Origin of the sequence: Motilibacter rhizosphaerae, assembly GCF_004216915.1 — a bacterium.
Taxonomy (GTDB): Bacteria; Actinomycetota; Actinomycetes; order Motilibacterales; family Motilibacteraceae; genus Motilibacter; species Motilibacter rhizosphaerae.
The window spans coordinates 138,315-163,191 of sequence record NZ_SGXD01000005.1 but is presented as its reverse complement, the minus strand read 5'-3'; the positions used below and the strand labels follow the sequence as shown (position 1 = coordinate 163,191).

Sequence of the window (24,877 nt, the reverse complement as noted above, 5' to 3'; positions counted from 1 at the left end):
CCAGGGCGTACGCCGTCATCCACAGGCAGCGCGGTCGTCCACAGGGCCACCGGAGCGGCGGCCGCCGGGACCACGACAGCGGCGCTCGAGCCCGACCGCACCAGGTGCGGCCCGAGCGGACCGAACCTCGTGCTGCCGGCGACCAGTTCGTGCTGCAGGCCGTGATGATGATCGGGCAACCTGATCAACTTCACAGCCGCGCGAGCGGCCGAGCGAGCGGCTACATCGACGCGATCAGCTTCTCCACGCGCTCGTCCACGGAGCGGAACGGGTCCTTGCAGAGCACCGTGCGCTGCGCCTGGTCGTTCAGCTTGAGGTGCACCCAGTCGACGGTGAAGTCGCGCCGCTTCTCCTGCGCCCGCTTGATGAACTCGCCGCGCAGGCGGGCCCGGGTCGTCTGCGGGGGCACGGACTTGGCCTCGAAGATGCGCAGGTCGTTGGCTACGCGGTCGACGACGCCCTGGGCCTCGAGCAGGTAGTAGAGGCCGCGGCCGCGGCGGATGTCGTGGTAGGCCAGGTCGAGGTGGGCGATCCGCGCGTCGGAGAGCTCCATGCCGTGCTTGGCGCGGTAGCGCTCGATGAGCTTGTACTTGATCACCCAGTCGATCTCGCGGCCCACGAGGTCGAGGTCGCCGGTGCTGACGGCGCGCAGGGCGCGCTCCCAGAGGTCGAGCACGCGGTCCACGGTGGGGTCGGAGAGCTCGCGGCGGGCGACGAAGTCGCGGGCCCGGGTGAGGTACTCCTCCTGGATCTCCAGCGCCGACGCCTCGCGCCCGTTGGCGAGGCGCACCTTGCGCCGGCCGGTGACGTCGTGGCTGATCTCGCGGATGGCCCGGATGGGGTTCTCCAGCGTGAGGTCGCGCATGACCCCGCCGGCCTCGATCATCCGCAGCACGAGGTCGGTGCTGCCGACCTTGAGCAGCGTCGTGGGCTCGGCCATGTTGGCGTCGCCGACGATGACGTGGAGGCGCCGGTAGCGCTCGGCGTCGGCGTGCGGCTCGTCGCGGGTGTTGATGATGGGCCGCGAGCGCGTCGTCGCCGAGGAGACGCCCTCCCAGATGTGCTCGGCCCGCTGCGACACGCTGAAGACGGCTCCGCGCGGCGTCTGCAGGATCTTCCCGGCGCCGCAGACGATCTGGCGGGTGACGAGGAACGGGATGAGCACGTCCGCCAGGCGGGAGAACTCCCCCGCGCGCCCCACGAGGTAGTTCTCGTGGCAGCCGTAGGAGTTGCCGGCGGAGTCGGTGTTGTTCTTGAACAGGTAGACGTCGCCGGCGATCCCCTCCTCCCGCAGCCGCCGCTCGGCGTCGATGAGCAGGCCCTCGAGGGTCCGCTCGCCGGCCTTGTCGTGGACGACGAGGTCGACGACGTCGTCGCACTCGGGCGTGGCGTACTCGGGGTGCGAGCCCACGTCGAGGTAGAGCCGGGCGCCGTTGGCGAGGAACACGTTGCTCGACCGACCCCAGGACACCACCCGGCGGAACAGGTAGCGCGCCACCTCGTCGGGCGACAGCCTGCGCTGTCCGCGGAACGTGCAGGTGACGCCGTACTCGTTCTCGATGCCGAAGATGCGCCGGTCCATCACGAGCGCCCCCTTCCCGCGTGCCCGGTGTTCCTGACCTGCAGCGTATGCCTCTGCAGGAGGGGTAGCACCCGAGCCATGACCGACGCGCCCGACACCGAACGCATGCTCGACGACCACCGCCGCCCCTCCGGCCTCGACGACGCCACCGTCGCCGCGGTCGGCCGCCTCACCGAAGCCCTCGAGACCGTGGAGCGGGCCCGCGGCCGGCTGTTCGACTTCCACCAGCTCACCGGCGAGGCCGACTTCAAGATCGAGGACGCCGCTCGCCAGCTGCGCGAGGCCGGCCACACGGAGCTGGCCGACCGCATCGACACCGAGCTCACCGGCCGCAACGTGCTGAAGGGCCGCTGGACGTTCCAGATCGTCGAGGACTACGACGACGGCTACTGGTCGACCGTGCGCGAGCTCGAGCGGACCGTGCGCGACGAGCTCACCGACGGCAAGCGCCACGTCTACGAGGCCGAGCTGAAGGAGGACCGGCGCACGCACGGCCTCCCGGGTCACGAGGCGCGGCCCCCGGAGGTCTGAGCCCCGGCCCGGGCACGCAGCAGCAGCGCCACCCAGGAGCGGTAGGGCCGCCAGGACTCCGCGACCCGCTGCAGCTCGTCGGGCCCCGCGCCCTCCCCCAGCCCGTACGCGGCGCGCACCGCCGCCTGCAGGCGCGGCTCGCTGGTGGGGAGGGCGTCGGGGTCGCCGACGCCGCGCACCCACACGAGCTCGGCGGAGAACGGCCCGATGCCGGGCAGCCGGAGCAGCTCGGCCACGGCCTCCTCGCGCCCGAGGGCCCGCAGCCGGTCGCGGTCGAGCACCCCGTCGAGCGCGGCCCGGCCCAGCGCCCGCAGCCGCTCGGGCTTCGGGTCGGGCAGGCCAGGGAAGCCGTCCAGCCCGGCCAGCACGGCCGGAGGCGGGAAGGCCGGCACCGACGACGCCGTCACGCGGACGCCGAGCTGCTCGGCCATCCTCCGGCGCAGCGCCGACGCCTGCGCCTGCCGGACGCGGTTGCCGATCACCGTCCACGCCGCCGCTTCGTACGGCGTGGCGAAGAGCACCGGGCGCAGTCCCGGCGCGCCCCGCTGCAGGTCGGCCACGACCGGGTCGCGCTCCCCGAGCGCGCCGAACCCGGACCCGTCGACGTCCAGGCAGAGCACCTGGGCCACCTGCCGGGCGACCTCGCCCTCGCCCAGCCCGCCGTCCTCGAGCACGTCCACGCCGACGCCGGCCGCATCCTCGACGAGCCGCACCGCGACGGTCCCCCACCCGGGCGGCGCCGGGAACGCGAGCTCGAGCACGGCGCCCCGGCCGTCGCCGGACCCGGCGGGGAAGCCCGACCAGAACGCAGCGGCAGCGGCGAGCGAGAACGGCCCGGAGGCCGGCAGGACGATCATGCCCGCAGCATGCCGCGGGCCACTGACAGAGCGGTCAGCGCCGCGCCTTGGCCGTCTCCCGGTCGTTGGCCCGCTGGATCGCCTCGACCAGCTCGGCCTTGCGCATGCGCGACCGGCCCTTCACGCCGAGCCGCTTCGCGATCCCCAGCAGGTGCTCCTTGGACGCGTTGGCGTCGACGCCACCGGCGGTGCCGCCCGTGGAGCGGCGCGACCCCGCACTCGGGTCGCGGGCCGCCTGCGCGTCGCTCGGGCCCTTCTCCTCCTTGGGCTCCCAGTGGTCGCCCACCTTCTCGAACCCGTGCTTCACGGCGGCGAAGGCGGTGCGGTGAGCCCGCTCGCCCTCGCCGTAGGTCTCCACCGCGGAGTCGTGGGCGGCGACCCACGTGTCCTGCGCCTTCTCTGGCGAGCGCTCGAGGGTGGAGGGGAGCTCCTGGCGTCCCGGCATGGCAGACCTCCCGGCTGTCGGTCGCCGGGATCATGCCCCGCCTCGCGAGCGCCTAGGCCTCAGGCGCGGGCCCGGGCGGCTCGACGGCGCCGCCGGCGAGCTTCGTCGGGCCGGGCACCTCGCGCAGCGCGGGGTCGTCGGGGGCCAGCGCGACGTCCTGCACCTCGCGGCCGAGCAGCGCCGACAGCGCGGCACCGGCGATGCGGCGGAACTTGCGCCGCGGCCGGCCCCGGTCGAGCACGGCGACCTCCAGCTGGGCGGGCTCGAGCACGCGGCCCTCGCCGCCGCCGCCGAAGCGGCCCAGCAGCTCCACGGCCAGCTGGAGGGCCTCGGCCAGCGGCAGGCCGTCGCGGTAGCGCTCCTGCAGCACGGCGCTGATGGCCTCGGCCTGGCCGCCCATCGCGACAAACCCGCGCTCGTCGGCGACCGAGCCGTCGTAGGTGAGCCGGTAGATCTGGTCCTCGTCCGCGGACTCCCCGACCTCGGCGACGGCGAGCTCCACCTCGTACGGCTTCGAGGTCTCGGTGAAGATCGTGCCGAGGGTCTGCGCGTAGACGTTGGCGAGCCCGCGCCCGGTGACGTCACGCCGGTCGTACGCGTAGCCGCGGAAGTCGGCGATCCGCACGCCCGCGACCCGGAGGTTCTCGAACTCGTTGTACTTCCCGACCGCGGCGAACGCGATCCGGTCGTAGATCTCCGAGATCTTGTGCAGGGCGCGGGAGGGGTTCTCGGCGACGAAGAGGATGCCGTCGGCGTACGCCAGCACGAGCACGCTGCGACCGCGGGCGATGCCCTTGCGGGCGTAGTCCGCCTTGTCCTTCATGACCTGCTCGGGCGAGACGTAGAACGGCATGCTCACCGGGGCTCGGGCCTCCTTGCTGGGGTTGGCGGGTGGGTGCGGCTAGGAGAGCGGGGCCTGCGGGCCGCCGGGGTTCTCCATCCGCCCGGAGATGACGGCGTCGACGTACGTGCCGACCTCGTCGTCGGACAGCCGGCGGTAGCCGTCGGCGGTGACGAGCGCGACCACCGGGAAGATCCGCCGGGTCACGTCCGGGCCGCCCGTGGCGCTGTCGTCGTCGGCCGCGTCGTAGAGCGCCTGGACGGCGCAGAGCACGGCGTCGTCAGCGCTCAGCCCGTCGCGGAACAGCTTCTTCAGCGCACCGCGCGCGAACAGCGACCCCGAGCCCACCGAGTGGAACCGGTGCTCCTCGTAGCGCCCGCCGGTCACGTCGAAGGAGAAGATGCGACCCTGCTCGGCCTCGAGGTCGTAGCCCGCGAACAGCGGCACGACCGCGAGGCCCTGCATCGCCAGCGCCAGGTTCGACCGGATCATCGTCGCGAGCCGGTTGGCCTTGCCGTCGAAGGAGAGCGTGGTGCCCTCGATCTTCTCGTAGTGCTCGAGCTCGACCTGGAACAGCCGCACCATCTCGACCGCGATGCCGGCCGCGCCGGCGATGCCGACGGCGGAGAACTCGTCGGCGTGGAAGACCTTCTCGATGTCGCGGGAGGCGATGAGGTTGCCCATCGTGGCGCGCCGGTCGCCCGCCAGCAGGACGCCGCCCTCGAAGGTGACCGCGACGATCGTCGTGCCGTGCGGCGCCTCGGTGGTCACCGTCGCGCCGGGCAGGGCGCGCCGCCCCGGCAGGTGCTCAGGGGCGTGGGAGGCCAGGAACTCCGTGAACGACGAGCTCCCCGGGACGAGGTACGCGGCGGGCAGACCGGCGTCCACTCACTCCCCGCCCTTCTGCACGAAGCCGCGCACGAAGTCCTCGGCGTTGGACTCCACGACCTCGTCGATCTCGTCGAGGATGGCGTCGATGTCGTCGTCGAGCTTGGCCTTGCGGTCCTCGAGGTCGCTCGCCGGAGCCTCGTCGACGAGCTCCTCGTCGTCGGTGCGCCGGGTCTCGCGCTGCTGCCCGCCGGTGTCCTTGCTCGCCATCGTGGCCTCCCTCTCGCCTCGCCTGTGCACCCTATCCACGGCCCTAGCCGCCGGTGATCGCCGCCACCAGCTCCTCGGCGGTCGCGCACCGGTCGAGCAGCGCGCCCACGTGCGCCTTCGTGCCGCGCAGCGGCTCGACGGTCGGGACGCGCTGGAGCGACGCACGCCCGGGCAGGTCGAACACGACCGAGTCCCAGGACGCGGCGCTGACGTTCTCGGCGTACTTGTCCAGGCAGCGCCCGCGGAAGTACGCACGGGTGTCCTCCGGCGGCTCGTGCACCGCGCGCTGCACCTCCTCCTCGCCGAGCAACCGGTCGAACCGGCCCTTCGCGACGAGGACGTTGTAGATCCCCTTGTCCGCGCGCAGGTCGGCGTACTGCAGGTCGACGGCGCCGAGGCGCGGCGAGGACCAGGAGAGCCCGTCGCGGGAGCGGTAGCCCTCGAGCACCGCGAGCTTCGCGACCCAGTCCAGCTCGCGCGACAGCGACATGGGGTCGGCCTCGAGCCGGGTCAGCACGGACTCCCAGCGCTCCAGCACGTCGCGCGTCTCCGCGTCCGCGTCGGCGCCGTAGCGGTCCTCCACGAACTTGCGGGCCTGCTCGAGGTACTCCAGCTGCAGCTGCACGGCCGTCAGCGTGCGCCCGTTGCGCAGCGTCACGAGGTGGCGCAGGGAGGGGTCGTGGCTCACCGCCCGCAGGTCGGCGACCGGGTGCGCGACCACGAGGTCGAGCCCCTCGAGCCAGCCCTGCTCGATCATGCTGAGCACCAGCGAGGTCGTGCCCACCTTGAGGTAGGTCGAGATCTCCGAGAGGTTGGCGTCACCGAGGATCACGTGCAGCCGGCGGTACTTCTCCGCCACGGCGTGCGGCTCGTCGCGCGTGTTGATGATCGGGCGCTTCAGCGTCGTCTCGAGCCCGACCTCGACCTCGAAGAAGTCCGCGCGCTGGCTGATCTGGAAGCCGGCGGTGCGGCTGTCGGTGCCGATCCCGACGCGGCCCGCCCCGCACACGACCTGCCGGGAGACGAAGAACGGCGTCAGGTGCCGCACGATGTCGCCGAACGGCGTCTCCCGCGGCATCAGGTAGTTCTCGTGCGCGCCGTAGGACGCGCCCTTGCCGTCGGTGTTGTTCTTGTAGATCGAGAGGGCGGCGCCGCCGGGGACCTGCCCGGCCAGCTGCGCGCCGCGGGCGGCGATCCGCTCCCCCGCCTTGTCGAACACCGCAGCGGCGCGGGCCGAGGTGACCTCCGGCGTGGAGAACTCGGGGTGCGCGTGGTCGACGTAGAGGCGGGCGCCGTTCGGGAGGATGACGTTGGCGAGCCCCGCGTCCTCGTCGGTGAGCTGCGAGGGGTCCGCGAGCTCGCGCGAGTGGTCGTAGCCGCGCGCGTCGCGCAGCGGGCTCTCCTCCTCGAAGTCCCAGCGCGCCCGTCGGGCGCGGCCCGAGGACACCCACGCGGCGTAGGAGTTCACGACCTGGGAGGACAGCAGCGTCGCGTTGGCCCCGGGGACACCGGGCAGGCTGATGCCGAACTCGGTCTCGGTGCCCATCACGCGGCGCGTGGTCATGGGCAAGAGCCTATGCGCGCAGGTCGCGATCCGCAGGGACCGGACGGGGCGCTCTGCGGGCTTCACCGGCGCGGCGCCGGGGCAAGGACCGTGCGTGACCTCCCTCGCGCCGTCCGACTCCCTGCCCGTCGCCCGCACCGTGCGGATCGCCGGCGTCGAGCTGCTCGTCGGGCCGGGCGTGTTCACCCCGGCGCCCGAGACCGAGAGCGTCGTCGCCGCCGTGCTCGAGCTGCTCCGCGACGTGCGCCGCCCGCGCGTCGTCGACCTCTGCACCGGCTCCGGCACCATCGCGTACGCCGTGGCCGCCGCCCGCCCCGACGCCGAGGTCGTCGCGGTCGAGGCCTCCGCCGACGCGCTCGTGTGGACGCGGCGCAACGGCGAGCGGCTCGGCCTGCCCGTCCGGCTCGAGCACGCCCGCGCGCTCGACGCGCTGCCGGGCGAGTCGGGCTACGACCTCGTCGTCAGCAACCCGCCGTACGTCGCGGACTCCGAGCTCGACCGGCTGACCGAGGTGGAGGCGCGGAACCCGCACAGCGCGATGCTCGCCGGCGACGACGGCCTGGCCGTCATCCGCGAGGTCGAGCAGACGGCGTGGCGGCTGCTGCGCCCGGGCGGCTCGCTCGTCGTCGAGCACTCCGACCGGCAGGGGCGCACGGCACCGGCCGTCTTCACGCCCCGCTGGCTCGACGTCGCCGACCACCGCGACGCGGAGGGACGCGACCGCTACCTCACCGCCCGGCGGCCCTGACCGCCTCGATCTTCGCGAGCACCTGCGCGTCCACCGGGTCGCGCGGCCCGATGCCGAACAGCGACTCCAGGTGGGCGTCGCTGAAGTGGCCGTTGGTGATGCTGGGCAGCTGCGCCGCCCGGTAGTAGTGGTAGTCGCAGAGCACCTGGTCGACGTGGCGGACGGCGAACGGGTGCCGCAGCACGATCCGCACGACGAGGTCCCAGTCGACGAGCCGGTGCAGGTCCTCGTCGAAGCCGCCGACCTCGTCGATGACCGAGCGGCGGTGCAGCATGACGTTGGTGTCGATGGAGTTGTGCCGCAGCAGCGCCGCGGGGTTGTACGACGGCGCGTGCGTCTTGCGGGCCACGACGCGCGCGTCGTCGAGCGGGCCGTCGAGCAGGAACAGGTGCCGGTTGCAGTAGGCGAGCACGTCGGTCTCCCGCAGCTCGCCGGTCATCACCTCGAGGAACTCCGGCGACCAGGTGTTGTCGCTGTCGAGGTACGCGACCAGCTCGCCCTGCGCCACCGCCAGCCCCGCGTTGCGGGCGACGGACACGCCGCTGTGCTCCTGGCGGAGCACGGTGAGCCGGGAGTCGGCGACGCTGTCGAGGAACTCGGCCGTCCCGTCGCTCGACCCGTCGTCCACCACGACCAGCTGGAGGTCGGGCATGGTCTGCCCGAGCACGCTCGCGACCGCGCGCGGGAGGACCGCGAGCCGGTTGCGCGTCGGGGTGATCACGGTGACGAGGGGCACGGCGCTCCTGTCGGCAGCGGAGGGGCGGGACTGAGCCGAGGGCGCAGCAGGCGCACGACCGCGTCGTCGAAGCGCGCCCAGAAGCGGCCCTGCGGCTCGGCGAGGCCCATCCTCGCGGGTGTGTCGAGGAAGTGCCAACGGCCCCGGCAGTCGAGCCGCCGGTCGACGAACGCGGCGATGACCGGGGTCGGGTAGACGTTGACGTCGGTGACCACGGCGAGCCCGTCGGGGCCGCGGACGAGGTCGACGCAGAACCACCCCAGCCCCAGCACCTCCCCCACGCGGCGCACCTGCTCCTCGTCGTCCGCGCTCAGGGCGAAGACCGGCTCGTGCACCTCCAGCGAGCCGAGCCCGACCTCCCAGTGCCGGCTCGCGAGCACGTCACCCGCGTGCACGGTGCCGAGCCAGCTGAACGCCCGCCAGCGCCGGTGCAGCCCGTCCCGGCTGCGCGCGTCGACGTACGCGAAGGCCCGCTCCCCGGGCCCGAGCACGCCGTCGAAGCGGCGCAGCTCCTTGCGGCTCGCCTGCCCGGGGCCCTTCACCACCGCGAGCTCCCCCACGCGCGGCTCGGGGTCGGGGACGCGGACGCCGGCGGCGCGCAGCCGCTCGAAGGTGCCCGGCAGGTGGTACGAGTCGTACGCCGAGGGCGGGTTCACGACGGGCGTGCCCGGGCGCACCCGCTCCAGCGCGCGTTCGACCCAGGCACGGGCCGCCGGTGCCAGCGGGTCCTGCGCGTGCACCCAGACGAGGTCGGCCTCCGCCGGGTCGCCGTCGACCTCGGCGCGCACCACGCGGCTGCGCTCGTTGACCCAGTACGCCGTGACCGGGCTGAAGCGCGGGCCGGTCGACGGCCCCTCGAGCAGGCAGAGCCGGTACGCGCGGTCGAGCCGGCGGTGGTGCGCGGTGCGCAGCGCCGTGAGCGGGCCGGGCGCGTACCCCTGGCGGCTCGGGGGCGTGCCGGTGGCGAGCCAGGCGAGCGGCTGCACCGGCGAGGCCCAGCGCCGCAGCCTCCAACCCGCGCGCGACTCGAGGCGCTGCTCCCAGCGTCCGGGCAGGCGGCTGTCGCGCACCTGCTCCGACCAGATCCAGCGCACGCCGCACCCTACTCAGCGGGCGAGCGCCCCAGCAGCACCAGCAGGCCGGTGAGCAGGTCGACGCCCTCCGCGGGCGAGGGCGTCGTGCCCACCGGGCGCAGCGGCCGCCCGGCCGGCTGCGCGACGACGAGGTCGTGGCGCTGGTCGACGCGCAGCCCGGGGACGCGGGCCGCCGCCGCCGCGGGGTCGGCCAGCCGCGCCACGGCGACGGCGACCGGCTCGAGCAGCGCGCGGTCGACCGCCGTCCGCTCGACGACGACCACAGCGACGTCGACGCCGTCCACGCGGCCCCACATGGTGCGGTCCACGTCGAGCCCGAGCCGGGCGCGCAGCCGCAGCGGGTCGCCCACCTGGTAGCTCATCCCCCACTCCGCCGCGGTGAGCTCCCACCCGCGGCGCCGCCCCGACTCGACGCGTGCCGCCACGGTCACCGCGACGACCGCGAGCACGGCGAAGAAGACGAGGCCGGCCCCCATGAGCAGGACGGTCCCGGCCACGGGGTCAGCCGGCGCCGCGGACGACCAGCGAGCCGAGCAGCTCGCGGGTCGCGGCCGTCACCGCCTCGACAGCCTCGTCGAAGGCCTCCTGGTTGTGCTTGGCGGGGGCGCGGAAGCCACTGACCTTGCGGACGTACTGCAGGGCCGCCGCGTGCACCTCCTCCTCGGTCACGTCGGAGGTGAACGGCTCGCGCAGGGTCTTGATGCTCCGGCACACGAGGGCACCGTAGGCCCGACCCGCGCTCGGCGCCAGAGCGGCAGACCGGCAGAGCGGCAGAGCGGCAAGAGCGGCAGGATCCTCCTGTGACCGCCCCCTCGCGCCGGACCGCGTACGCCGTGCTCGGCCTGCTCTACCTCGTGGGCTGGGGGCCGGGGCTCGTCTCCGCCCTGCTGGTCGCGGCGCACGCCCGCGAGCGCGGGACGATCGGCCCGGCGGCGGCCGCCCTCGGGGCGGTCCAGCTGCTCGCGACGGGGGCCGCGGTGCTCGCGCTGGTCGGCTGCCTCGCCCGGCTCTCCGGGCTGGGGCTCGCGGAGCTCGGCCTCGCGCCGGCGCCGCGCGGTCGGCGGGTGCGCGACCTGGACTGCGCCCTCGCGTACCTCACGGCGCTGCTCCTCGGCGGCGTCCTCATGGGGCTCGCCGGCTCGAGCGGCTACCCGTACGGCGGGGCGTGGTACGCGCTGCCGACCCTCGTCTCCTCCGCGCTCGCCGGGCCCACCGAGGAGCTGGCGCTGCTCGCGCTGCCGGCGCTGCTCCTCCGCCGGGCCGGGGAGCCGCCGTGGCGGGCGGGCCTCGTCCTCGTGCTGGTGCGGCTCTCGTTCCACGTGTACTACGGGCTGCCCGTCCTCGGGCTGCTGCCGTGGGCGGTCACGGCGTTCGTGCTGGTCTGGCGCACGGGCCGGGTGCTTCCCCTGGTCGTCGCGCACAGCGCCTGGGACCTGCTGAGCCTCGGCGCGCACTGGTCGCTGCTGGTGCGGGCGGTCTTCGAGCTGCTCGTCCTCGCCGTGCTGGTCCTGGCCCTCGGCCGCGGCACGCTGCGGCTCGTGCGCCGGCGGCGCCCTCAGGCGGAGGACACCACCACGTCGACCGCTCCGAGCTCCCCGGCCGCGACGTCGGGCAGCTCCGCGTCGACGATGCAGAACAGGTGGCCGTCGAGGTCGCGCAGCACCGTGTAGTCCGCGTCGTCGGGGTAGGGCCAGTCGGCGACCAGCTCGGCGCCGAGCGAGGTCGCGCGGGCGACCTCGGTGTCGCGGTCGTCCGCGACGAGGTCGAGGTGGATCGGCTGGTCGCGCTCCACGTGCTCGACGGTGCCGCCCTGCAGCGCGAGGCGACCGCCGCCCGGGAGCACCAGCGTCACCCACTGGTTCGCGACGAAGTCGTCCAGGCCCTGGTCGGCGTCGCGCGGACGAGCGCCGAGCAGCTCGCTCCAGAACGCGTACGACCGCTGCAGGTCGCGGGTGTTGAGCACCGTGGAGTAGACCGAGAGCGCCATGGCGGGCCCCTTCCCGGGGCCCGCCAGGCGCTAACCGCTGACTGCTGACCGCTTGACGCTGCCTAGAGGTACTGCCCCGTGTTGGCGACGGTGTCGATGGAGCGGCCGGCCTCCGAGCCCTGCTTGCCGGTGACGAGCGTGCGGATGTAGACGATCCGCTCGCCCTTCTTGCCGGAGATCCGGGCCCAGTCGTCGGGGTTGGTGGTGTTGGGGAGGTCCTCGTTCTCCTTGAACTCGTCGGTGATCGCGACGAGCAGGTGGGACATCCGCAGGCCCTTCTGCCCGCTCTCGAGGAAGTCCTTGATGGCCATCTTCTTCGCGCGGTCGACGACGTTCTGGATCATCGCGCCCGAGTTGAAGTCCTTGAAGTAGAGGACCTCCTTGTCACCGTTGGCGTAGGTGACCTCGAGGTAGCGGTTCTCCTCGACCTCGTCGTACATCCGCTCGACGGTGCGCTGGATCATCCCCTGCACCGCGGCCTCGCGGTTGCCGCCGAACTCGGCGAGGTCCTCGGCGTGCAGCGGCAGGTCCGGGGTGACGTACTTCGCGAAGATGTCGCGCGCGGACTCGGCGTCCGGGCGCTCGATCTTGATCTTCACGTCCAGCCGGCCGGGCCGCAGGATCGCGGGGTCGATCATGTCCTCGCGGTTGGACGCCCCGATGACGATGACGTTCTGCAGGCCCTCGACGCCGTCGATCTCGCTGAGCAGCTGCGGGACGATGGTGTTCTCGACGTCGGAGCTCACGCCCGAGCCGCGGGTGCGGAACAGCGAATCCATCTCGTCGAAGAAGACGATGACGGGCACGCCCTCGGAGGCCTTCTCGCGGGCGCGCTGGAAGACCAGGCGGATGTGCCGCTCGGTCTCGCCGACGTACTTGTTGAGCAGCTCCGGGCCCTTGATGTTGAGGAAGAAGCTCTTGCCCTGCGGGCGTCCGGTGACCTCGGCGACCTTCTTGGCGAGGGAGTTCGCGACCGCCTTGGCGATGAGCGTCTTGCCGCACCCCGGGGGGCCGTAGAGCAGCACGCCCTTCGGCGGGCGCAGCCGGTGCTCGCGGAACAGGTCGGCGTGGAGGTAGGGCAGCTCGACGGCGTCGCGGATCTGCTCGATCTGCGCGCGCAGGCCACCGATCGCGGAGTACTCGATGTCGGGGACCTCCTCGAGGACGAGCTCCTCGACCTCCGACTTGGGCACCCGCTCGTAGACGTAGCCGGAGCGCGGCTCCATGAGCAGCGAGTCGCCGGCGCGCAGCGGGCCGTCCTTGAGCGGCTCGGCGAGGCGGACCACGCGCTCCTCGTCGGTGCGGCTCAGCACGAGCGCGCGGTCGCCGTCGGCGAGGACCTCCTTGAGCAGGACGATCTCGCCGACCGACTCGAAGCCGAGGGCGGCGACGACGTTCATCGCCTCGTTGAGCAGGACCTCCTGGCCGCGGCGGAGCGCCTCGACCTCGACCCCGGGGCTCACCGTCACGCGGAGCTTGCGGCCGCCGCTCATGATGTCGACGACGGGCTCCTCGCCCTCGACGCGCTCGAGGAAGGTGCCGAAGCCGGCCGGCGGCTGCGCGAGCCGGTCGACCTCCTCCTTGAGGGCCACGATCTGGTTGCGCGCCTCGCGCAGGGTGGAGACCAGCCGCTCGTTCTGCACCTGGGCGGCCGCGAGGCGGGCGTGGACGTCGTCAGGGCCGCGCCGGGCTGCGGGGTCGTAGGACCCCGTCGGCTCGAAGGGACTGGTCACGAGCACTCACCTCCGTCGGTCCGGGCTCCTCGACGCGGTACGCCGAGGACCCGACGGCTCCGACCCTACCCGCGAGATGTGTCGGCGCCACCGCGACTTCGGTGCGCGTCCTCCACTCGTGTCGGAGGGCCTGGACGCGCACCTGAGGATCACTCCTCCGCGGCCACGACCTCGGCGAGGGCGGCCGCCCCCTTGCTCGGCCGGCGGCGGCGGACGGGCGGCGCCACGCCGTCGGCGAGCCGGCGGGTGGTGAGCAGGAAGCCGGTGTGGCCGACCATCCGGTGCTCCGGCCGCACGGCGAGGCCCTCGAGGTGCCACCCGCGGACCATGGTCTCGAAGGCGGAGGGCTCGGTGAAGACCCCGCTCTCGCGCACCGCCTCGGCCGTGCGCGACAGCTGGGTGGTCGTCGCGACGTAGCAGCAGAGCACGCCGCCGGCCTCGAGCCGCCCGGCGACGGCGGCGAGGCACTCCCAGGGCGCCAGCATGTCGAGCACGACCCGGTCGTAGCGCTCGGCCGGGTCCGCCTCCGCGAGGCCCTGGACGAGGTCGCCGAGGCGCAGGTCCCACGCGGGGTGCGCGGAGCCGAAGAAGGTCTCCACGTTGCGCGCGGCGACGGCGGCGAACTCCTCGCGCCGCTCGTAGGACACGACGCGGCCCCCGTCGCCCACCGCGCGCAGCAGCGAGCAGCTGAGCGCGCCGGAGCCGGCACCGGCCTCGAGGACGCGGGAGCCGGGGTAGATGTCGGCCATGCCGACGATCTGGCCGGCGTCCTTCGGGTAGACGACGGTCGCGCCGCGCGGCATCGACAGCACGAAGTCGGCCAGCAGCGGGCGCAGTGCGAGGTACTCGTTGCCGCCGGTGGTCCGCACCACCCACCCCTCCTGGCGCCCGATGAGCTCGTCGTGCGGGAAGGACCCGCGGTGGGTGTGGTAGTCCTTGCCCGCCTCGAGCGTGATCGTCGACAGCCGGCCCTTGCTGTCGGTGAGCTGCACCTGGTCCCCCGGCCGGAACGCACCCCTCCGCCTGGCGGCGCCGGTGGGCTCGGCGCCGGTCTGCGGGCTTGGGGCGTCGCTCACGTGCTGGTCCTCCGATGCTGGTCGGGCTGGTCTGGCTCGTCGGGCTGGTCGGGATCGTCGGCAGGGGCGCCGCGCTGCACGGCGGCAGGCAGCGTACCGAGCGAGCGGGCCGCGCCCGCCGCGAGCAGCGCGGCCGCCAGCGCTCCGGCCCCCGCCGCGGCGAGCGGGACGCGCCGGGCCGCCGCGGCGGCGAGGGCGACGAGGACAGCGGCACCGGCGAGCCCGATCCCCGACCACGCCGCCAGCGCCGCCGCGTCGGCACGGCTGCGCCCGCGCGACCAGAGCAGCGCGAGGAGCAGCCGCCCGCCGTCCAGCGGCAGCCCCGGCAGCAGGTTGACCAGGCCCAGCAGCAGGTTGGTGAGGACGAGCTCGGCCGCCAGCAGCCGCCCCGGCCCCGGCGGCTGGAGCAGCGCAGCGCTCGCGAGGGCGGCGAGCACCAGGGACGCCGCCGGGCCGGCGGCCGCGACCAGCGCCTCCCCGCGCGGGTCGCCCGGCTCGCCCAGCACCCGCGTACCCCCGTGGAGGGCGCCGACCTCGACCGCGGCGACGGGCAGCCCCGCCCGGCGCGCGGCGCAGGCGTGGGCCGCCTCGTGCGCGAGCACGCAGGCCAGGACGAGGACGGCGTACGCCGCGCCGGCGAGGTAGGAGCGCGCGTCGCGCGGCACCCCGCCGAGCCGGGCGGCGAGCGGGGCGAACACCCAGGCCACGACGACGACCCCGGCGAGGACGGGCGCCCGCAGCACGACCGGCACCCCGCCGACCCTGGCCACGCGCAGCCCCGGCACCTCGCGTCGACCCACCGCGGCATCGTAGGCGGAGGGCCGGATCCTCCCTGAGGACGAGCGGGTCAGTCCCGGAGCAGGACGTGGCCGCTTGCACCTGCACCTACCGTGGGGGCATGAATCGGTGGGGCGAGGCCGTCCGGGCCTGGTGGCGCGCCCACCCCGCCCTGCTCGACCTGCTGCTCGCGGCCGTCATCGTCCTGCTCGGCGGGCTGAGCCTGCCCGACGAGGTGCACGACGCGGCCACGGACCCGACGGCCGGGCACCGGCTGCACGGCCCCGACGGGCTGGCGGTCCTGCTCATGCTCGGGAGCACGCTGCCCGTGGCGACGCGCCGGCGCTCGCCGCTCGGCTCGTACGCCGTGGTCCTCGTCTCGGCCACCGTCGCCGCGGCCGCGCACTACCCCGCCGGCATCGCCGGGGTCAGCGGGCTGGTCCTGCTCTACTCCGTGGGCGTGCTGCTCGAGCGCACCCCGGCGCTCGTCGCGCTCGGGGCGGGCGCGGCGGCGTACGTCGCGGTCTCGCTGCTCGACCCGTACGACGACACCTTCATCGGCGGGGTCGTCAACGGCGGCATCTACGTCGCGGCGTGGGCGCTCGGGCGGACCATCCGCTACCGGCGGGCCTACACCCGTGAGCTCGAGGCGCGGGCGGAGCGGCTGCAGGCCGACCGCGACGTCCAGCTGCGGGCGACGCTCGTCGAGGAGCGCGCCCGGATCGCCCGCGAGCTGCACGACGTCGTCGCGCACAGCCTGTCGGTCATGACGGTGCAGGCCGCGGCGGCGCAGCGCACCGCGGACCGCGACCTCGAGCGCTCGAAGGAGGCGATGGCCGCGGTCGAGTCCACCGGCCGGGCCGCGCTGGTGGAGATGCGCCGCATCGTCGGCGTGCTGCGCGAGCAGGACACCGACCACGCTGCGCCCGCGCGCCTCGCGCCGCAGCCGGGGCTGGCCGACCTGCCGGAGCTCATCGGCAAGGTCCGCGAGGCCGGCCTCGAGGTCGAGATGGACCTCGCCGGGGCGCCCGCGCGGCTGCCCGCCGGCGTGGACCTCACGGTCTACCGGATCGTGCAGGAGGCGCTGACCAACACCCTCAAGCACGCCGGCCCCACCTCCGCCTGCGTGCGCGTGAGCTGCTGGGACTCCTCGGTCGACGTCGAGGTCGAGGACTCCGGCCGCGGGGCCGCGGCGTTCTCCAGCCCCACCGGGCGCTCCGGCCACGGGCTGGTCGGGATGCAGGAGCGCGTGGCCCTCTACGGTGGCTCCCTGCGCGTGGGTCCGCGGCCCGGCGGGGGCTACTCCGTCTCGGCCCGGATCCCCGTCGACGTCGGCGGCCCGACCCGGGCCGTCCACCACCAGGAGGAAGCGCCGCGATGACGTCCCCGATCCGCCTGCTGCTGGTGGACGACCAGCCGCTGCTCCGGACCGGCTTCCGGATGATCCTCGAGAGCGAGCCCGACCTGGAGATCGTCGGCGAGGCCGGCGACGGCGTCGAGGCGGTCGAGCGGGCGCGGGCGCTGCGCCCCGACGTCGTGCTCATGGACATCCGCATGCCGCGCATGGACGGCGTCGAGGCGACCCGGCGCATCGTCGGCGACGCGAGCCTGCCCTCGCGCGTGCTGGTGCTGACGACCTTCGACCTCGACGAGTACGTCGTGGAGGCCCTGCGCGCCGGCGCGAGCGCGTTCCTGCTGAAGGACGTGCCGGCCGCCGACCTCGTCGACGCGATCCGCATCGTCGACGCCGGTGACGCCGTCGTCGCACCGCGGGTCACGCGCCGGCTGCTCGACATGTTCGCCGAGTCGCTGCCCTCCTCGAGCGCGCCCGCGCTGCCGGAGGCCGCCGCCCGGCTCACCGAGCGCGAGCTCGAGGTGCTGCGCCTCGTGGCGCGCGGGCTGTCCAACGGCGAGATCGCGACCGAGCTGTTCGTCTCCGAGACCACCGTGAAGACCCACGTCGGCCACGTGCTGACCAAGCTCGGCCTGCGCGACCGGGTGCAGGCGTGCGTGTTCGCCTACGAGAGCGGGCTCGTCCGCCCCGGGGCCGGCTGACCGCGGCCCACCCCCGAGCCGCGACCCGGACCCCGGGCCGGCTCCTCTCCGCCTGGAGGAGGAGGGCAAGAGCCGCCTCCAGGACGACGACGCGGTGGGCGCCCGCGCCTAGCGTTCGAGCACCATCGCAGGACCCCGACGTGGCGGCGCCACGGGACAGGCAGGACGGGCATGAGCACCTCGACCATCGACCGCACCGGCACGGCCGCGCGGGCCGTGCACCTCAGCAAGGTCTACGGCACCGGGGACACCCGGGTCGTCGCGCTCGACGACGTCTCCGTCGACTTCGGCCGCGGCCAGTTCACCGCGATCATGGGCCCGTCCGGGTCCGGCAAGTCCACCCTCATGCACTGCGTGGCCGGCCTCGACACCGCGACCGGCGGCAGCATCGTCATCGGGGACGTCGACCTGACGAGCCTCGACGACAAGCGGCTGACGCGGCTGCGCCGCGACAAGATCGGGTTCATCTTCCAGTCGTTCAACCTGCTGCCGACGCTGACCGCGGTCGAGAACATCACGCTCCCCCTGGACATCGCCGGCCGCAAGGTCGACAAGGAGTGGCTCGACGTCGTCGTCGACACCGTCGGGCTGCGCGACCGCCTGGGTCACAAGCCGACCCAGCTCTCCGGCGGCCAGCAGCAGCGCGTGGCGTGCGCCCGCGCGCTCGCCAGCCGCCCGGAGATCATCTTCGCCGACGAGCCGACCGGCAACCTCGACTCGCGCGCCGGTGCCGAGGTCCTCGGCTTCCTGCGGCGCAGCGTGCGCGAGATGGGGCAGACGATCGTCATGGTGACCCACGACCCGGTCGCCGCCGCGTACGCCGACCGCGTGCTGTTCCTCGCCGACGGCCGTGTGGTCGACGAGATGCACCAGCCGACGGCGGACCTCGTGCTCGAGCGGATGAAGCAGTTCGACGCGCACGGCCGGAGGTCCTGAGCCGTGCTGAACGCCACCGTCAAGGGCCTGCTGGCCCACAAGCTCAGACTCGCGCTGAGCGCCATCGCCGTCGTGCTCGGCGTCGCGTTCGTCGCCGGGTCCTTCGTCTTCACCGACACTCTCCGCAAGACCTTCGACGGCATCTTCGACCAGGCCACCGCCGACGTCGTGGTCCAGCCGAAGGCCGCCTTCGAGACCGACACGTTCGGCGGGGGCCAGCAGCCCGACCTCACCCTGCCGGCCGCCCTGCTCCCCCGCCTCCGGGCCGTCCCGGGTGTGGCGGAGGTGAACGGCGACGTCAACCTCGACGGCGTGCGCGTGCTCGACGGCGAGGGCAAGACCGTCGGCAACGCCCAGGCACCCGGGATCGGGACCGACTGGAGCGGCGGCGCCCACTCGCCGCTCAAGCTCGTCACCGGGCGGGTGCCGCAGCACACCGGCGAGGTGGCCATCGACACCACGGCGGCGAAGGACGGGCACATCGCCGTCGGGCAGCGGGTCACCCTGCTCATGCCGCAGGGGCCGCGCCAGCAGGCGACCGTCGTGGGGCTGATGAAGTTCGGCAGCAGCGGAAGCCTGGCCGGCGCCACCATCACGGCCTTCGACCCGGCGACCGCGCAGGCCCTGCTCGGCAAGGGCGACGTCTACAGCTCGTTCTCCGTGTGGCGCGAGGACGGCACGAGCGACGCGCAGCTGAAGTCGGCCGTCAGCGCGGCGCTCCAGGGCGCGGACACCGGCACGCAGAAGCTCGAGGTGCTGACCCACCAGGAAGCCGCGGACCAGCAGTCCAGCGACATCCAGACGGGGCTCAGCTTCATCACGACGTTCCTGCTGGTCTTCGCCGGCGTCGCGCTGTTCGTCGGCTCGTTCATCATCCTCAACACGTTCTCGATGATCGTGGCGCAGCGGACGCGGGAGCTCGCGCTGCTGCGGGCCCTCGGCGCCTCGCGCCGCCAGGTGACGCGCTCGGTGCTGCTCGAGGCGCTCGTCGTCGGCCTCGTCGGCAGCATCATCGGGGTCGCGCTCGGGATGGGCCTCGCCGTCGGACTGCGGGCGCTGTTCAAGGCCCTCGGCATCGACTTCGGCACGGGAGGGCTCGTGCTCGCCCCGCGTACGGTCGTCGTCGGGCTGCTCGTCGGCGTGGTCGTCACCGTCCTCGCCTCCTGGGCCCCGGCCCGGCGCGCGGCGAAGGTCGCGCCCGTCGCCGCCCTGCGCGACGACCAGGCGATGGGCTCGGAGAGCCTGCGGCGCCGCAGCACGATCGGCGCCGTCATCACCGTGCTGGGTGCCGCCGGCCTCGCAGGGGCGCTCGCGACCGACGGCAGCACCTCGGGCTGGCTGCTCGCCGCCGGCGCCGTGGGCCTGCTCGTGGGCGTCATCGTGCTCAGCCCCGTCATCGGGGTCCCGGTGGTGCGCGTGCTCGGCGCGCCCTTCGCCCGCCTGCGCGGTTCCGTGGGCACACTGTCCTCGCGCAACGCCCAGCGCAACCCGCGGCGCACGGCGGCGACGGCCTCCGCGCTGATGATCGGGCTCGCGCTCGTGACGGGCATCGGTGTCATCGCCTCGTCGGCCAACGCCTCGGTCGGCAAGCTGGTCGCCGACGCCCTGGGGTCGCAGTACGTCGTCTCCGACCCGTCGTTCGCGCCCTTCAGCACCGACGTCGGCAACCAGCTGGCCAAGGTCCCCGGGGTGTCCGGCGTCGTCCGGGAGCGGTTCGGCAGCGCCCAGATCAACGGCAAGGGCGCGTCGGTGGCGGCCGACGACGCGGCGGGCTTCACCGACGCGGTGCACCTGCAGGTCGTGTCCGGCTCCGCCGACGCGCTCTCGCAGGGCAAGGCGATCGTCCTCACCGACACCGCGAAGTCGCACCACGTCGGTGTCGGCAGCCCGCTGCGCATCACGTTCCCGAGCGGGCAGTCCACCACCATCGCGGTCGGCGCGGTCGTCAAGGCGAACGCCGCACTGCAGTCCTGGACGATCCCGCTGAGCACGTGGGACACGCTGGGCGGGGCCCAGCACGACCAGTTCCTCTACGTCTCGCTGGCCTCCGGCGCCAAGGACGCCACGGTGCGGCCGGAGCTCGACAGGGTCATGGGGCAGTACCCGAACCTCCAGCTGCAGGACCAGAAGCAGTTCGGCGACGCCCAGCGCAAGTCCGTCGACCAACTGCTCGCGCTGATCTACGGCCTGCTGGGGCTGGCCATCGTCATCGCCGTGCTCGGCATCATCAACACGCTGGCGCTGTCGGTGGTGGAGCGCACGCGGGAGATCGGCCTGCTCCGGGCGGTCGGGATGAGCCGGCGCCAGCTGCGCCGCATGGTGCGCTACGAGTCCGTCGTCATCTCGGTCTTCGGCGCCGTGCTCGGGATCGTGCTGGGCCTCGTGCTCGGCCTGGTGCTGCTGCAGATGGTGCGCAGCAGCGGGCTCTCGGCGACGCGGGTCCCGGGCGTGCAGATCGTGGTGTTCCTCGTGCTGGCCGCGGTCGTCGGCGTGCTCGCCGCGGTCTGGCCCGCGCGGCGCGCCTCGCGCCTCGACGTCCTGCGGGCGATCGCGGCCGACTGAGCGCCGTCCCGGTCGTGCTCGTGCGCTGACCCGCCGCGGGGGGCGGGTCAGCGCACGAGCCTGCGCAGCCGGTCGAGGTCGACCTGCTCGAGCGAGGTGACGACCGTGCGGCCGGGTGCCGGCTCCACCGGGGCGACCGACGGGACGGCGACGACCGGGCAGCCGGCGGCCTCGCCGGCGCGTACGCCGGTCGGGGAGTCCTCGAGCACCACGCATCGGGCGGGCTCGACACCGAGGCGCCGCGCCGCCTCGAGGTACGCGTGCGGCGCGGGCTTCAGCTCCGCCACCTCGTCCCCGGCGACCGTCGTGGTGAACGCGTCGCCCACGGCCGCGAGGACCGCGTCGACCAGCCGGCGGTACGACGCGGACACGAGCGCGACCGGCACGCCCGCGGCGAGCACCTCGTCGAGGAGCTCCTTGGCGCCGGGCATCCAGTGGACGGGGCCCGTGCGCAGCAGCCGCTCGACCTCGGCGTTGAGCAGCTCACCCACCTCGTCGGGGGTGAGGTCGTCGCGCCCCGCGCTGCGCAGGATCGACGCGCCCACCTTGGGCAGCGGCCCGCCGACGTGCGCCGCCTGGTCCTCCGGCGTCCACGTCCCGCCGAGCTGCTCGGCGACGGCGATCTCGGCGTCGAGCCAGGTGCTCTCGGTGTGCACGAGGGTGCCGTCCATGTCGAAGAAGACGGCCTGCAGGTCGCTCACGCGGGTCCTTCCAAGTGGTGAGCGGCGCTGCTCGGGCTGGGGACGTCCCCCAGGATCTGCATGATCACGGGGAGTCTCGGGGGTCAGACGCCGAAGTACTTGGCCTCGGGGTGGTGCACGACCATGGCGTCGGTCGACTGCTCCGGGTGCAGCTGGAGCTCCTCGGACAGGCTGACGCCGATCCGCTCGGGCCTGAGCAGCGCGACGAGCTTCGCCCGGTCCTCGAGGTCGGGGCACGCGGGGTAGCCGAATGAGTAGCGCGAGCCGCGGTAGGCCTGGCCGCGCAGCATCTCGTGCAGCGGGCCGTCCTCGCCGCCGAAGCCGAGCTCCTCGCGGATGCGGGCGTGCCACATCTCGGCCAGGGCCTCGGTCAGCTGCACCGAGAGCCCGTGGATCTCGAGGTAGTCGCGGTACGCGTTCGCCGCGAACAGCTCGTTGGCGAAGTCGCTGACGCGCGAGCCCATCGTCACCACCTGGAAGGCGATGACGTCGGTCTCCCCCGAGTCCTTGGGCCGGAAGAAGTCCGCCAGGCACAGGTGACGGTCGCGGCGCTGGCGCGGGAACGTGAAGCGCTCGAGCTCCCCGCCGTCCTCGCCCGCGACGACGAGGTCGTCGCCCTCGCTCCAGGCGCGGAAGTAGCCGTAGACGACCGCGGCCTCGAGCAGGCCCTCGGAGCGGATGCGGTCGAGCCACATCCGCAGCCGCGGCCGCCCCTCGGTCTCGACGAGCTCGTCGTAGGACGGGCCATCGCCGCGCGAGGACTTCAGCCCCCACTGGCCCATGAACGTCGCGCGCTCGTCGAGGTAGGACGCGTAGTCGGCGAGGTGGATCCCCTTGACGATGCGGGTCCCCCAGAACGGCGGCTCCGGCACGCGGTTGTCGAGCGCGACGTCCGAGCGGGCCGGCATGTCCTCGGGCTCGGTCAGCTGCAGCGACGCGCCGGTCACCTTGCGCGGCCGCAGCTCGGGGAGCTTCGCGCCGGGCACGCCGCGCTTGACCCCGATCATCGCGTCCATGAGGCGCAGGCCCTCGAACGCGTCGCGCGCGTAGCGCACCTCGCCCTCGTAGACCGCGGCCAGGTCCTCCTCGACGTACGCCCTGGTGAGCGCCGCTCCCCCGAGGATCACGGGGTACTTCGCGGCGGTGCCGCGCCCGTTGATCTCCTCGAGGTTCTCCTTCATGATCACGGTCGACTTCACGAGCAGCCCGGACATCCCGATGACGTCGGCGTCGTGCTGCTCGGCGGCCTCGAGGATCGCCGAGACCGGCTGCTTGATGCCGATGTTGACGACGTCGTAGCCGTTGTTGGACAGGATGATGTCGACGAGGTTCTTGCCGATGTCGTGGACGTCGCCCTTGACCGTGGCGAGCACGATCGTGCCCTTGCCGGAGTCGTCGGTCTTCTCCATGTGCGGCTCGAGCCAGGCCACCGCGGTCTTCATGACCTCGGCGCTCTGCAGCACGAAGGGCAGCTGCATCTCGCCCTTGCCGAACAGCTCGCCGACGACCTTCATCCCGCCGAGCAGGTGCTCGTTGACCACCTGCAGGGCGGTGAGCCCGGAGTCGAGCGCGGCCTGGAGGTCGGCCTCGAGGCCGTTGCGCTCGCCGTCGATGATGCGGCGCTGCAGCCGCTCCTCGAGCGGCAGCGCGGCGAGCTCCTCGGCGCGGGTGGCGCGGACGGAGGCCGCGTCGACGCCCTCGAACAGCTCGAGGAAGCGCTGCAGCGGGTCGTAGCCCTCGCGCCGGCGGTCGTAGACCATGTCGAGCGCGACCTGGCGCTGGTCCTCGGGGATCCGCGCCATGGGCACGATCTTCGCCGCGTGCACGATCGCGGAGTCGAGCCCCGCCTCCACGCACTCGTGGAGGAACACGGAGTTCAGCACGATGCGGGCGGCCGGGTTGAGCCCGAACGACACGTTGGAGAGCCCGAGCGTCGTCTGCACGCCGGGGTAGCGCCGCTTGATCTCGCGGATCGCCTCGATCGTCTCCAGCGCGTCGCGCCGCGTCTCCTCCTGGCCGGTGGCGATGGGGAACGTCAGCGTGTCGACGACGATGTCCTCGACCCGCATCCCCCAGGTGCCCGTCAGCTCCTCGATGAGCCGCGCGGCGACCCGCACCTTGTGCTCGGCGGTGCGGGCCTGGCCCTCCTCGTCGATGGTGAGCGCGACGACGGCGGCGCCGTGCTCCTTGACGACCGGCATGATCCGCGCGAACCGCGACGTCGGCCCGTCGCCGTCCTCGTAGTTGACGCTGTTGACGACCGCGCGCCCCCCGAGCAGCTCCAGACCCGCCTCGACCACGGCCGGCTCGGTGGAGTCGATGACGAGCGGCAGCGTGCTCGACGTCGCGAAGCGGCTGACGACCTCGCGCACGTCGGCCACGCCGTCGCGCCCGACGTAGTCGATGCAGACGTCGAGCAGGTGGGCACCGTCGCGCGTCTGGTCGCGCGCGATCTCCACGCAGTCGTCCCAGCGCCCCTCCAGCATCGCCTCGCGGAAGGCCTTGCTGCCGTTGGCGTTCGTGCGCTCGCCGATGGAGAGGTAGGAGGTGTCCTGGCGGAAGGGCACGGCGGTGTACAGGCTCGCCACGCCCGGCTCGCGGGCCGGCTGGCGCTCCGGGACGGCGCGGCCGCGCACCCGCTCGACCACCTGGCGCAGGTGCTCCGGCGTCGTGCCGCAGCAACCGCCCACGAGGGAGAGGGCGTACTCCCGGGTGAAGGCGTCGTGCGCGTCGGCCAGCTCGGCGGGCGTGAGGGGGTAGCGGGCGCCGTCGGCGGTCAGCTGGGGCAGGCCGGCGTTGGGCATGCACGACAGCGCGACCCCGGCGTGGCGCGCGAGGTGGCGCAGGTGCTCGCTCATCTCCGCCGGGCCCGTCGCGCAGTTGAGCCCGATGCCGTCGACGCCCAGCGGCTCGATCGCCGTCAGCGCCGCGCCGATCTCCGAGCCGAGCAGCATCGTGCCGGTCGTCTCGACCGTCACCTGCGCGTACAGCACGATGTCGCGGTCCGCCGCCGCGATCGCCCGCTTGGCCCCGACGACGGCGGCCTTGACCTGCAGCAGGTCCTGCGCGGTCTCGATGAGCAGCATGTCGGCGCCGCCGGCGATGAGCCCGGCGGCGTTCTGCTCGTAGGCGTCGCGCAGCACGGCGTACGTCGTGTGGCCGAGGGTCGGCAGCTTGGTGCCGGGACCGATCGAGCCGATGACCCAGCGCGGCTGCTCGGCGGTGCTCCACGCGTCGGCCGACTCGCGGGCGATGCGGGCACCCGCCTCGGAGAGCTCGTAGATGCGGTCGCTGATGTCGTACTCGCCGAGGGCGGACCAGTTGGCGCCGAAGGTGTTGGTCTCGACGCAGTCCACTCCGACGGCGAAGTACGCGTCGTGCACGCCGCGCACGATGTCGGGTCGCGTCGCGTTGAGCACCTCGTTGCAGCCCTCGAGCCCCGCGAAGTCCTCGAGGGTCGGGTCCTGCGCCTGCAGCATCGTGCCCATCGCTCCGTCGGCCACGACGACGCGCTCCGCGAGCGCCTGCCGCAGGGGCGAGGGGGGACGGGTCAC

General features: G+C 73.8%; 23 protein-coding genes and 1 pseudogene. 7 read left to right on the top strand and 17 right to left on the bottom strand.

The window, feature by feature from the left end; all coding sequences use genetic code 11:
• Positions 1-220 precede the first annotated feature (220 nt).
• A complete protein-coding gene (gene pafA / locus EV189_RS17495) occupies positions 221-1,582 on the bottom strand; it encodes a Pup--protein ligase (RefSeq protein ID WP_130494446.1) in 1,362 nt (453 codons plus the stop codon).
• A gap of 78 nt (positions 1,583-1,660) precedes the next feature.
• Between pafA and EV189_RS17490 the strand changes: the two genes are divergently transcribed.
• A complete protein-coding gene (locus EV189_RS17490) occupies positions 1,661-2,113 on the top strand; it encodes a hypothetical protein (protein WP_130494287.1) in 453 nt (150 codons plus the stop codon).
• Here EV189_RS17490 and EV189_RS17485 read toward each other — a convergent pair.
• Genes EV189_RS17485 through dop form a run of 6 tightly spaced genes read right to left on the bottom strand, consistent with a single transcriptional unit; the run spans position 2,086 to position 6,918 of the window.
• On the bottom strand, positions 2,086-2,970 hold the full coding sequence (locus EV189_RS17485; RefSeq protein WP_130494286.1) for a DNA-3-methyladenine glycosylase family protein: 885 nt from the start codon (positions 2,968-2,970) through the stop codon (positions 2,086-2,088). The genes EV189_RS17490 and EV189_RS17485 overlap by 28 nt on opposite strands.
• 34 nt (positions 2,971-3,004) lie before the next feature.
• The gene (locus EV189_RS17480; RefSeq protein ID WP_130494285.1) at positions 3,005-3,415 is read right to left on the bottom strand and encodes a ChaB family protein; all 411 of its coding nucleotides are present in this window, start codon (positions 3,413-3,415) and stop codon (positions 3,005-3,007) included.
• Between the two features lie 52 nt (positions 3,416-3,467).
• Entirely contained in the window at positions 3,468-4,274 is an 807-nt protein-coding gene (prcA, locus tag EV189_RS17475) for a proteasome subunit alpha (RefSeq protein ID WP_130494284.1), read from the bottom strand.
• A gap of 42 nt (positions 4,275-4,316) precedes the next feature.
• The gene (prcB, locus tag EV189_RS17470) at positions 4,317-5,144 is read right to left on the bottom strand and encodes a proteasome subunit beta (RefSeq protein WP_130494283.1); all 828 of its coding nucleotides are present in this window, start codon (positions 5,142-5,144) and stop codon (positions 4,317-4,319) included.
• On the bottom strand, positions 5,145-5,354 hold the full coding sequence (locus EV189_RS17465; protein ID WP_130494282.1) for a ubiquitin-like protein Pup: 210 nt from the start codon (positions 5,352-5,354) through the stop codon (positions 5,145-5,147).
• A 43-nt stretch (positions 5,355-5,397) separates the two neighbouring features.
• Entirely contained in the window at positions 5,398-6,918 is a 1,521-nt protein-coding gene (gene dop, locus EV189_RS17460; protein WP_130494281.1) for a depupylase/deamidase Dop, read from the bottom strand.
• Between the two features lie 94 nt (positions 6,919-7,012).
• Between dop and EV189_RS17455 the strand changes: the two genes are divergently transcribed.
• Positions 7,013-7,666: a N5-glutamine methyltransferase family protein gene (locus EV189_RS17455; protein WP_165400366.1), complete on the top strand. Its 654-nt coding sequence runs from the start codon at positions 7,013-7,015 to the stop codon at positions 7,664-7,666.
• On the opposite strand, the gene EV189_RS17450 is transcribed toward EV189_RS17455, so the two are convergent.
• Genes EV189_RS17450 through EV189_RS17440 form a run of 4 tightly spaced genes read right to left on the bottom strand, consistent with a single transcriptional unit; the run spans position 7,647 to position 10,210 of the window.
• Positions 7,647-8,402, bottom strand: coding sequence for a glycosyltransferase family 2 protein (locus EV189_RS17450; RefSeq protein ID WP_165400365.1), 756 nt, complete (start codon positions 8,400-8,402; stop codon positions 7,647-7,649). The genes EV189_RS17455 and EV189_RS17450 overlap by 20 nt on opposite strands.
• Positions 8,384-9,496 carry an ATP-grasp domain-containing protein gene (locus EV189_RS20355; RefSeq protein ID WP_165400364.1) on the bottom strand — a complete coding sequence of 371 codons (1,113 nt, stop codon included), beginning with the start codon at positions 9,494-9,496 and terminating at the stop codon, positions 8,384-8,386. Before EV189_RS20355 ends, EV189_RS17450 begins: the two co-directional genes overlap by 19 nt.
• 8 nt (positions 9,497-9,504) lie before the next feature.
• Complete coding sequence (locus EV189_RS17445) at positions 9,505-9,993, bottom strand: hypothetical protein (RefSeq protein WP_130494278.1); 489 nt, start codon at positions 9,991-9,993, stop codon at positions 9,505-9,507.
• 4 nt (positions 9,994-9,997) lie between these two features.
• Entirely contained in the window at positions 9,998-10,210 is a 213-nt protein-coding gene (locus EV189_RS17440) for a DUF2277 domain-containing protein (RefSeq protein ID WP_130494277.1), read from the bottom strand.
• An 86-nt stretch (positions 10,211-10,296) separates the two neighbouring features.
• Between EV189_RS17440 and EV189_RS17435 the strand changes: the two genes are divergently transcribed.
• Positions 10,297-11,166 carry a CPBP family glutamic-type intramembrane protease gene (locus EV189_RS17435; protein ID WP_130494276.1) on the top strand — a complete coding sequence of 290 codons (870 nt, stop codon included), beginning with the start codon at positions 10,297-10,299 and terminating at the stop codon, positions 11,164-11,166.
• Here the strand turns inward: EV189_RS17435 and EV189_RS17430 are convergent.
• The 4 genes and pseudogenes from EV189_RS17430 to EV189_RS17415 all read right to left on the bottom strand — a co-directional run bounded on the left by EV189_RS17430 (position 11,052) and on the right by EV189_RS17415 (position 15,092).
• Complete coding sequence (locus EV189_RS17430; protein WP_130494275.1) at positions 11,052-11,483, bottom strand: VOC family protein; 432 nt, start codon at positions 11,481-11,483, stop codon at positions 11,052-11,054. The two genes, EV189_RS17435 and EV189_RS17430, sit on opposite strands and share 115 nt — an antisense overlap.
• Before the next feature lie 62 nt (positions 11,484-11,545).
• Positions 11,546-13,144 (bottom strand): annotated as a pseudogene (arc, locus tag EV189_RS17425) (proteasome ATPase); the annotation flags it as partial.
• A 221-nt stretch (positions 13,145-13,365) separates the two neighbouring features.
• Complete coding sequence (locus EV189_RS17420) at positions 13,366-14,292, bottom strand: tRNA (adenine-N1)-methyltransferase (RefSeq protein ID WP_130494273.1); 927 nt, start codon at positions 14,290-14,292, stop codon at positions 13,366-13,368.
• Complete coding sequence (locus tag EV189_RS17415; protein WP_130494272.1) at positions 14,289-15,092, bottom strand: site-2 protease family protein; 804 nt, start codon at positions 15,090-15,092, stop codon at positions 14,289-14,291. The genes EV189_RS17420 and EV189_RS17415 overlap by 4 nt, the downstream gene beginning before the upstream one ends.
• Positions 15,093-15,190: 98 nt before the next feature.
• Between EV189_RS17415 and EV189_RS17410 the strand changes: the two genes are divergently transcribed.
• The 4 genes from EV189_RS17410 (at position 15,191) to EV189_RS17395 (ending at position 20,622) form a co-directional block, all read left to right on the top strand.
• The gene (locus EV189_RS17410; RefSeq protein ID WP_130494271.1) at positions 15,191-16,450 is read left to right on the top strand and encodes a sensor histidine kinase; all 1,260 of its coding nucleotides are present in this window, start codon (positions 15,191-15,193) and stop codon (positions 16,448-16,450) included.
• Positions 16,447-17,124, top strand: coding sequence for a response regulator (locus EV189_RS17405; RefSeq protein WP_130494270.1), 678 nt, complete (start codon positions 16,447-16,449; stop codon positions 17,122-17,124). The genes EV189_RS17410 and EV189_RS17405 overlap by 4 nt, the downstream gene beginning before the upstream one ends.
• A 171-nt stretch (positions 17,125-17,295) precedes the next feature.
• A complete protein-coding gene (locus EV189_RS17400; RefSeq protein ID WP_130494269.1) occupies positions 17,296-18,060 on the top strand; it encodes an ABC transporter ATP-binding protein in 765 nt (254 codons plus the stop codon).
• Positions 18,061-18,063: 3 nt separating this feature from the next.
• Positions 18,064-20,622, top strand: a complete 2,559-nt coding sequence (locus EV189_RS17395) for an ABC transporter permease (protein WP_130494268.1) — start codon at positions 18,064-18,066, stop codon at positions 20,620-20,622.
• Positions 20,623-20,669: 47 nt separating this feature from the next.
• Here EV189_RS17395 and EV189_RS17390 read toward each other — a convergent pair whose 3' ends face one another.
• On the bottom strand, positions 20,670-21,323 hold the full coding sequence (locus tag EV189_RS17390) for an HAD family hydrolase (protein WP_231116524.1): 654 nt from the start codon (positions 21,321-21,323) through the stop codon (positions 20,670-20,672).
• 83 nt (positions 21,324-21,406) lie between these two features.
• The gene (metH, locus tag EV189_RS17385; RefSeq protein ID WP_231116523.1) at positions 21,407-24,877 is read right to left on the bottom strand and encodes a methionine synthase; all 3,471 of its coding nucleotides are present in this window, start codon (positions 24,875-24,877) and stop codon (positions 21,407-21,409) included.

Bases quoted from the DNA above. Each gene is read 5' to 3' on its own strand.
- EV189_RS17490 (WP_130494287.1), top strand. From the start codon at position 1,661: ATGACCGACGCGCCCGACACCGAACGCATGCTCGACGACCACCGCCGC.
- EV189_RS17430 (WP_130494275.1), bottom strand. From the start codon at position 11,483: ATGGCGCTCTCGGTCTACTCCACGGTGCTCAACACCCGCGACCTGCAG.
- EV189_RS17485 (WP_130494286.1), bottom strand. From the start codon at position 2,970: ATGATCGTCCTGCCGGCCTCCGGGCCGTTCTCGCTCGCCGCTGCCGCT.
- dop (WP_130494281.1), bottom strand. From the start codon at position 6,918: ATGACCACGCGCCGCGTGATGGGCACCGAGACCGAGTTCGGCATCAGC.
- EV189_RS17480 (WP_130494285.1), bottom strand. From the start codon at position 3,415: ATGCCGGGACGCCAGGAGCTCCCCTCCACCCTCGAGCGCTCGCCAGAG.
- EV189_RS17465 (WP_130494282.1), bottom strand. From the start codon at position 5,354: ATGGCGAGCAAGGACACCGGCGGGCAGCAGCGCGAGACCCGGCGCACC.
- EV189_RS17405 (WP_130494270.1), top strand. From the start codon at position 16,447: ATGACGTCCCCGATCCGCCTGCTGCTGGTGGACGACCAGCCGCTGCTC.
- EV189_RS17410 (WP_130494271.1), top strand. From the start codon at position 15,191: ATGAATCGGTGGGGCGAGGCCGTCCGGGCCTGGTGGCGCGCCCACCCC.
- pafA (WP_130494446.1), bottom strand. From the start codon at position 1,582: ATGGACCGGCGCATCTTCGGCATCGAGAACGAGTACGGCGTCACCTGC.
- EV189_RS17400 (WP_130494269.1), top strand. From the start codon at position 17,296: ATGAGCACCTCGACCATCGACCGCACCGGCACGGCCGCGCGGGCCGTG.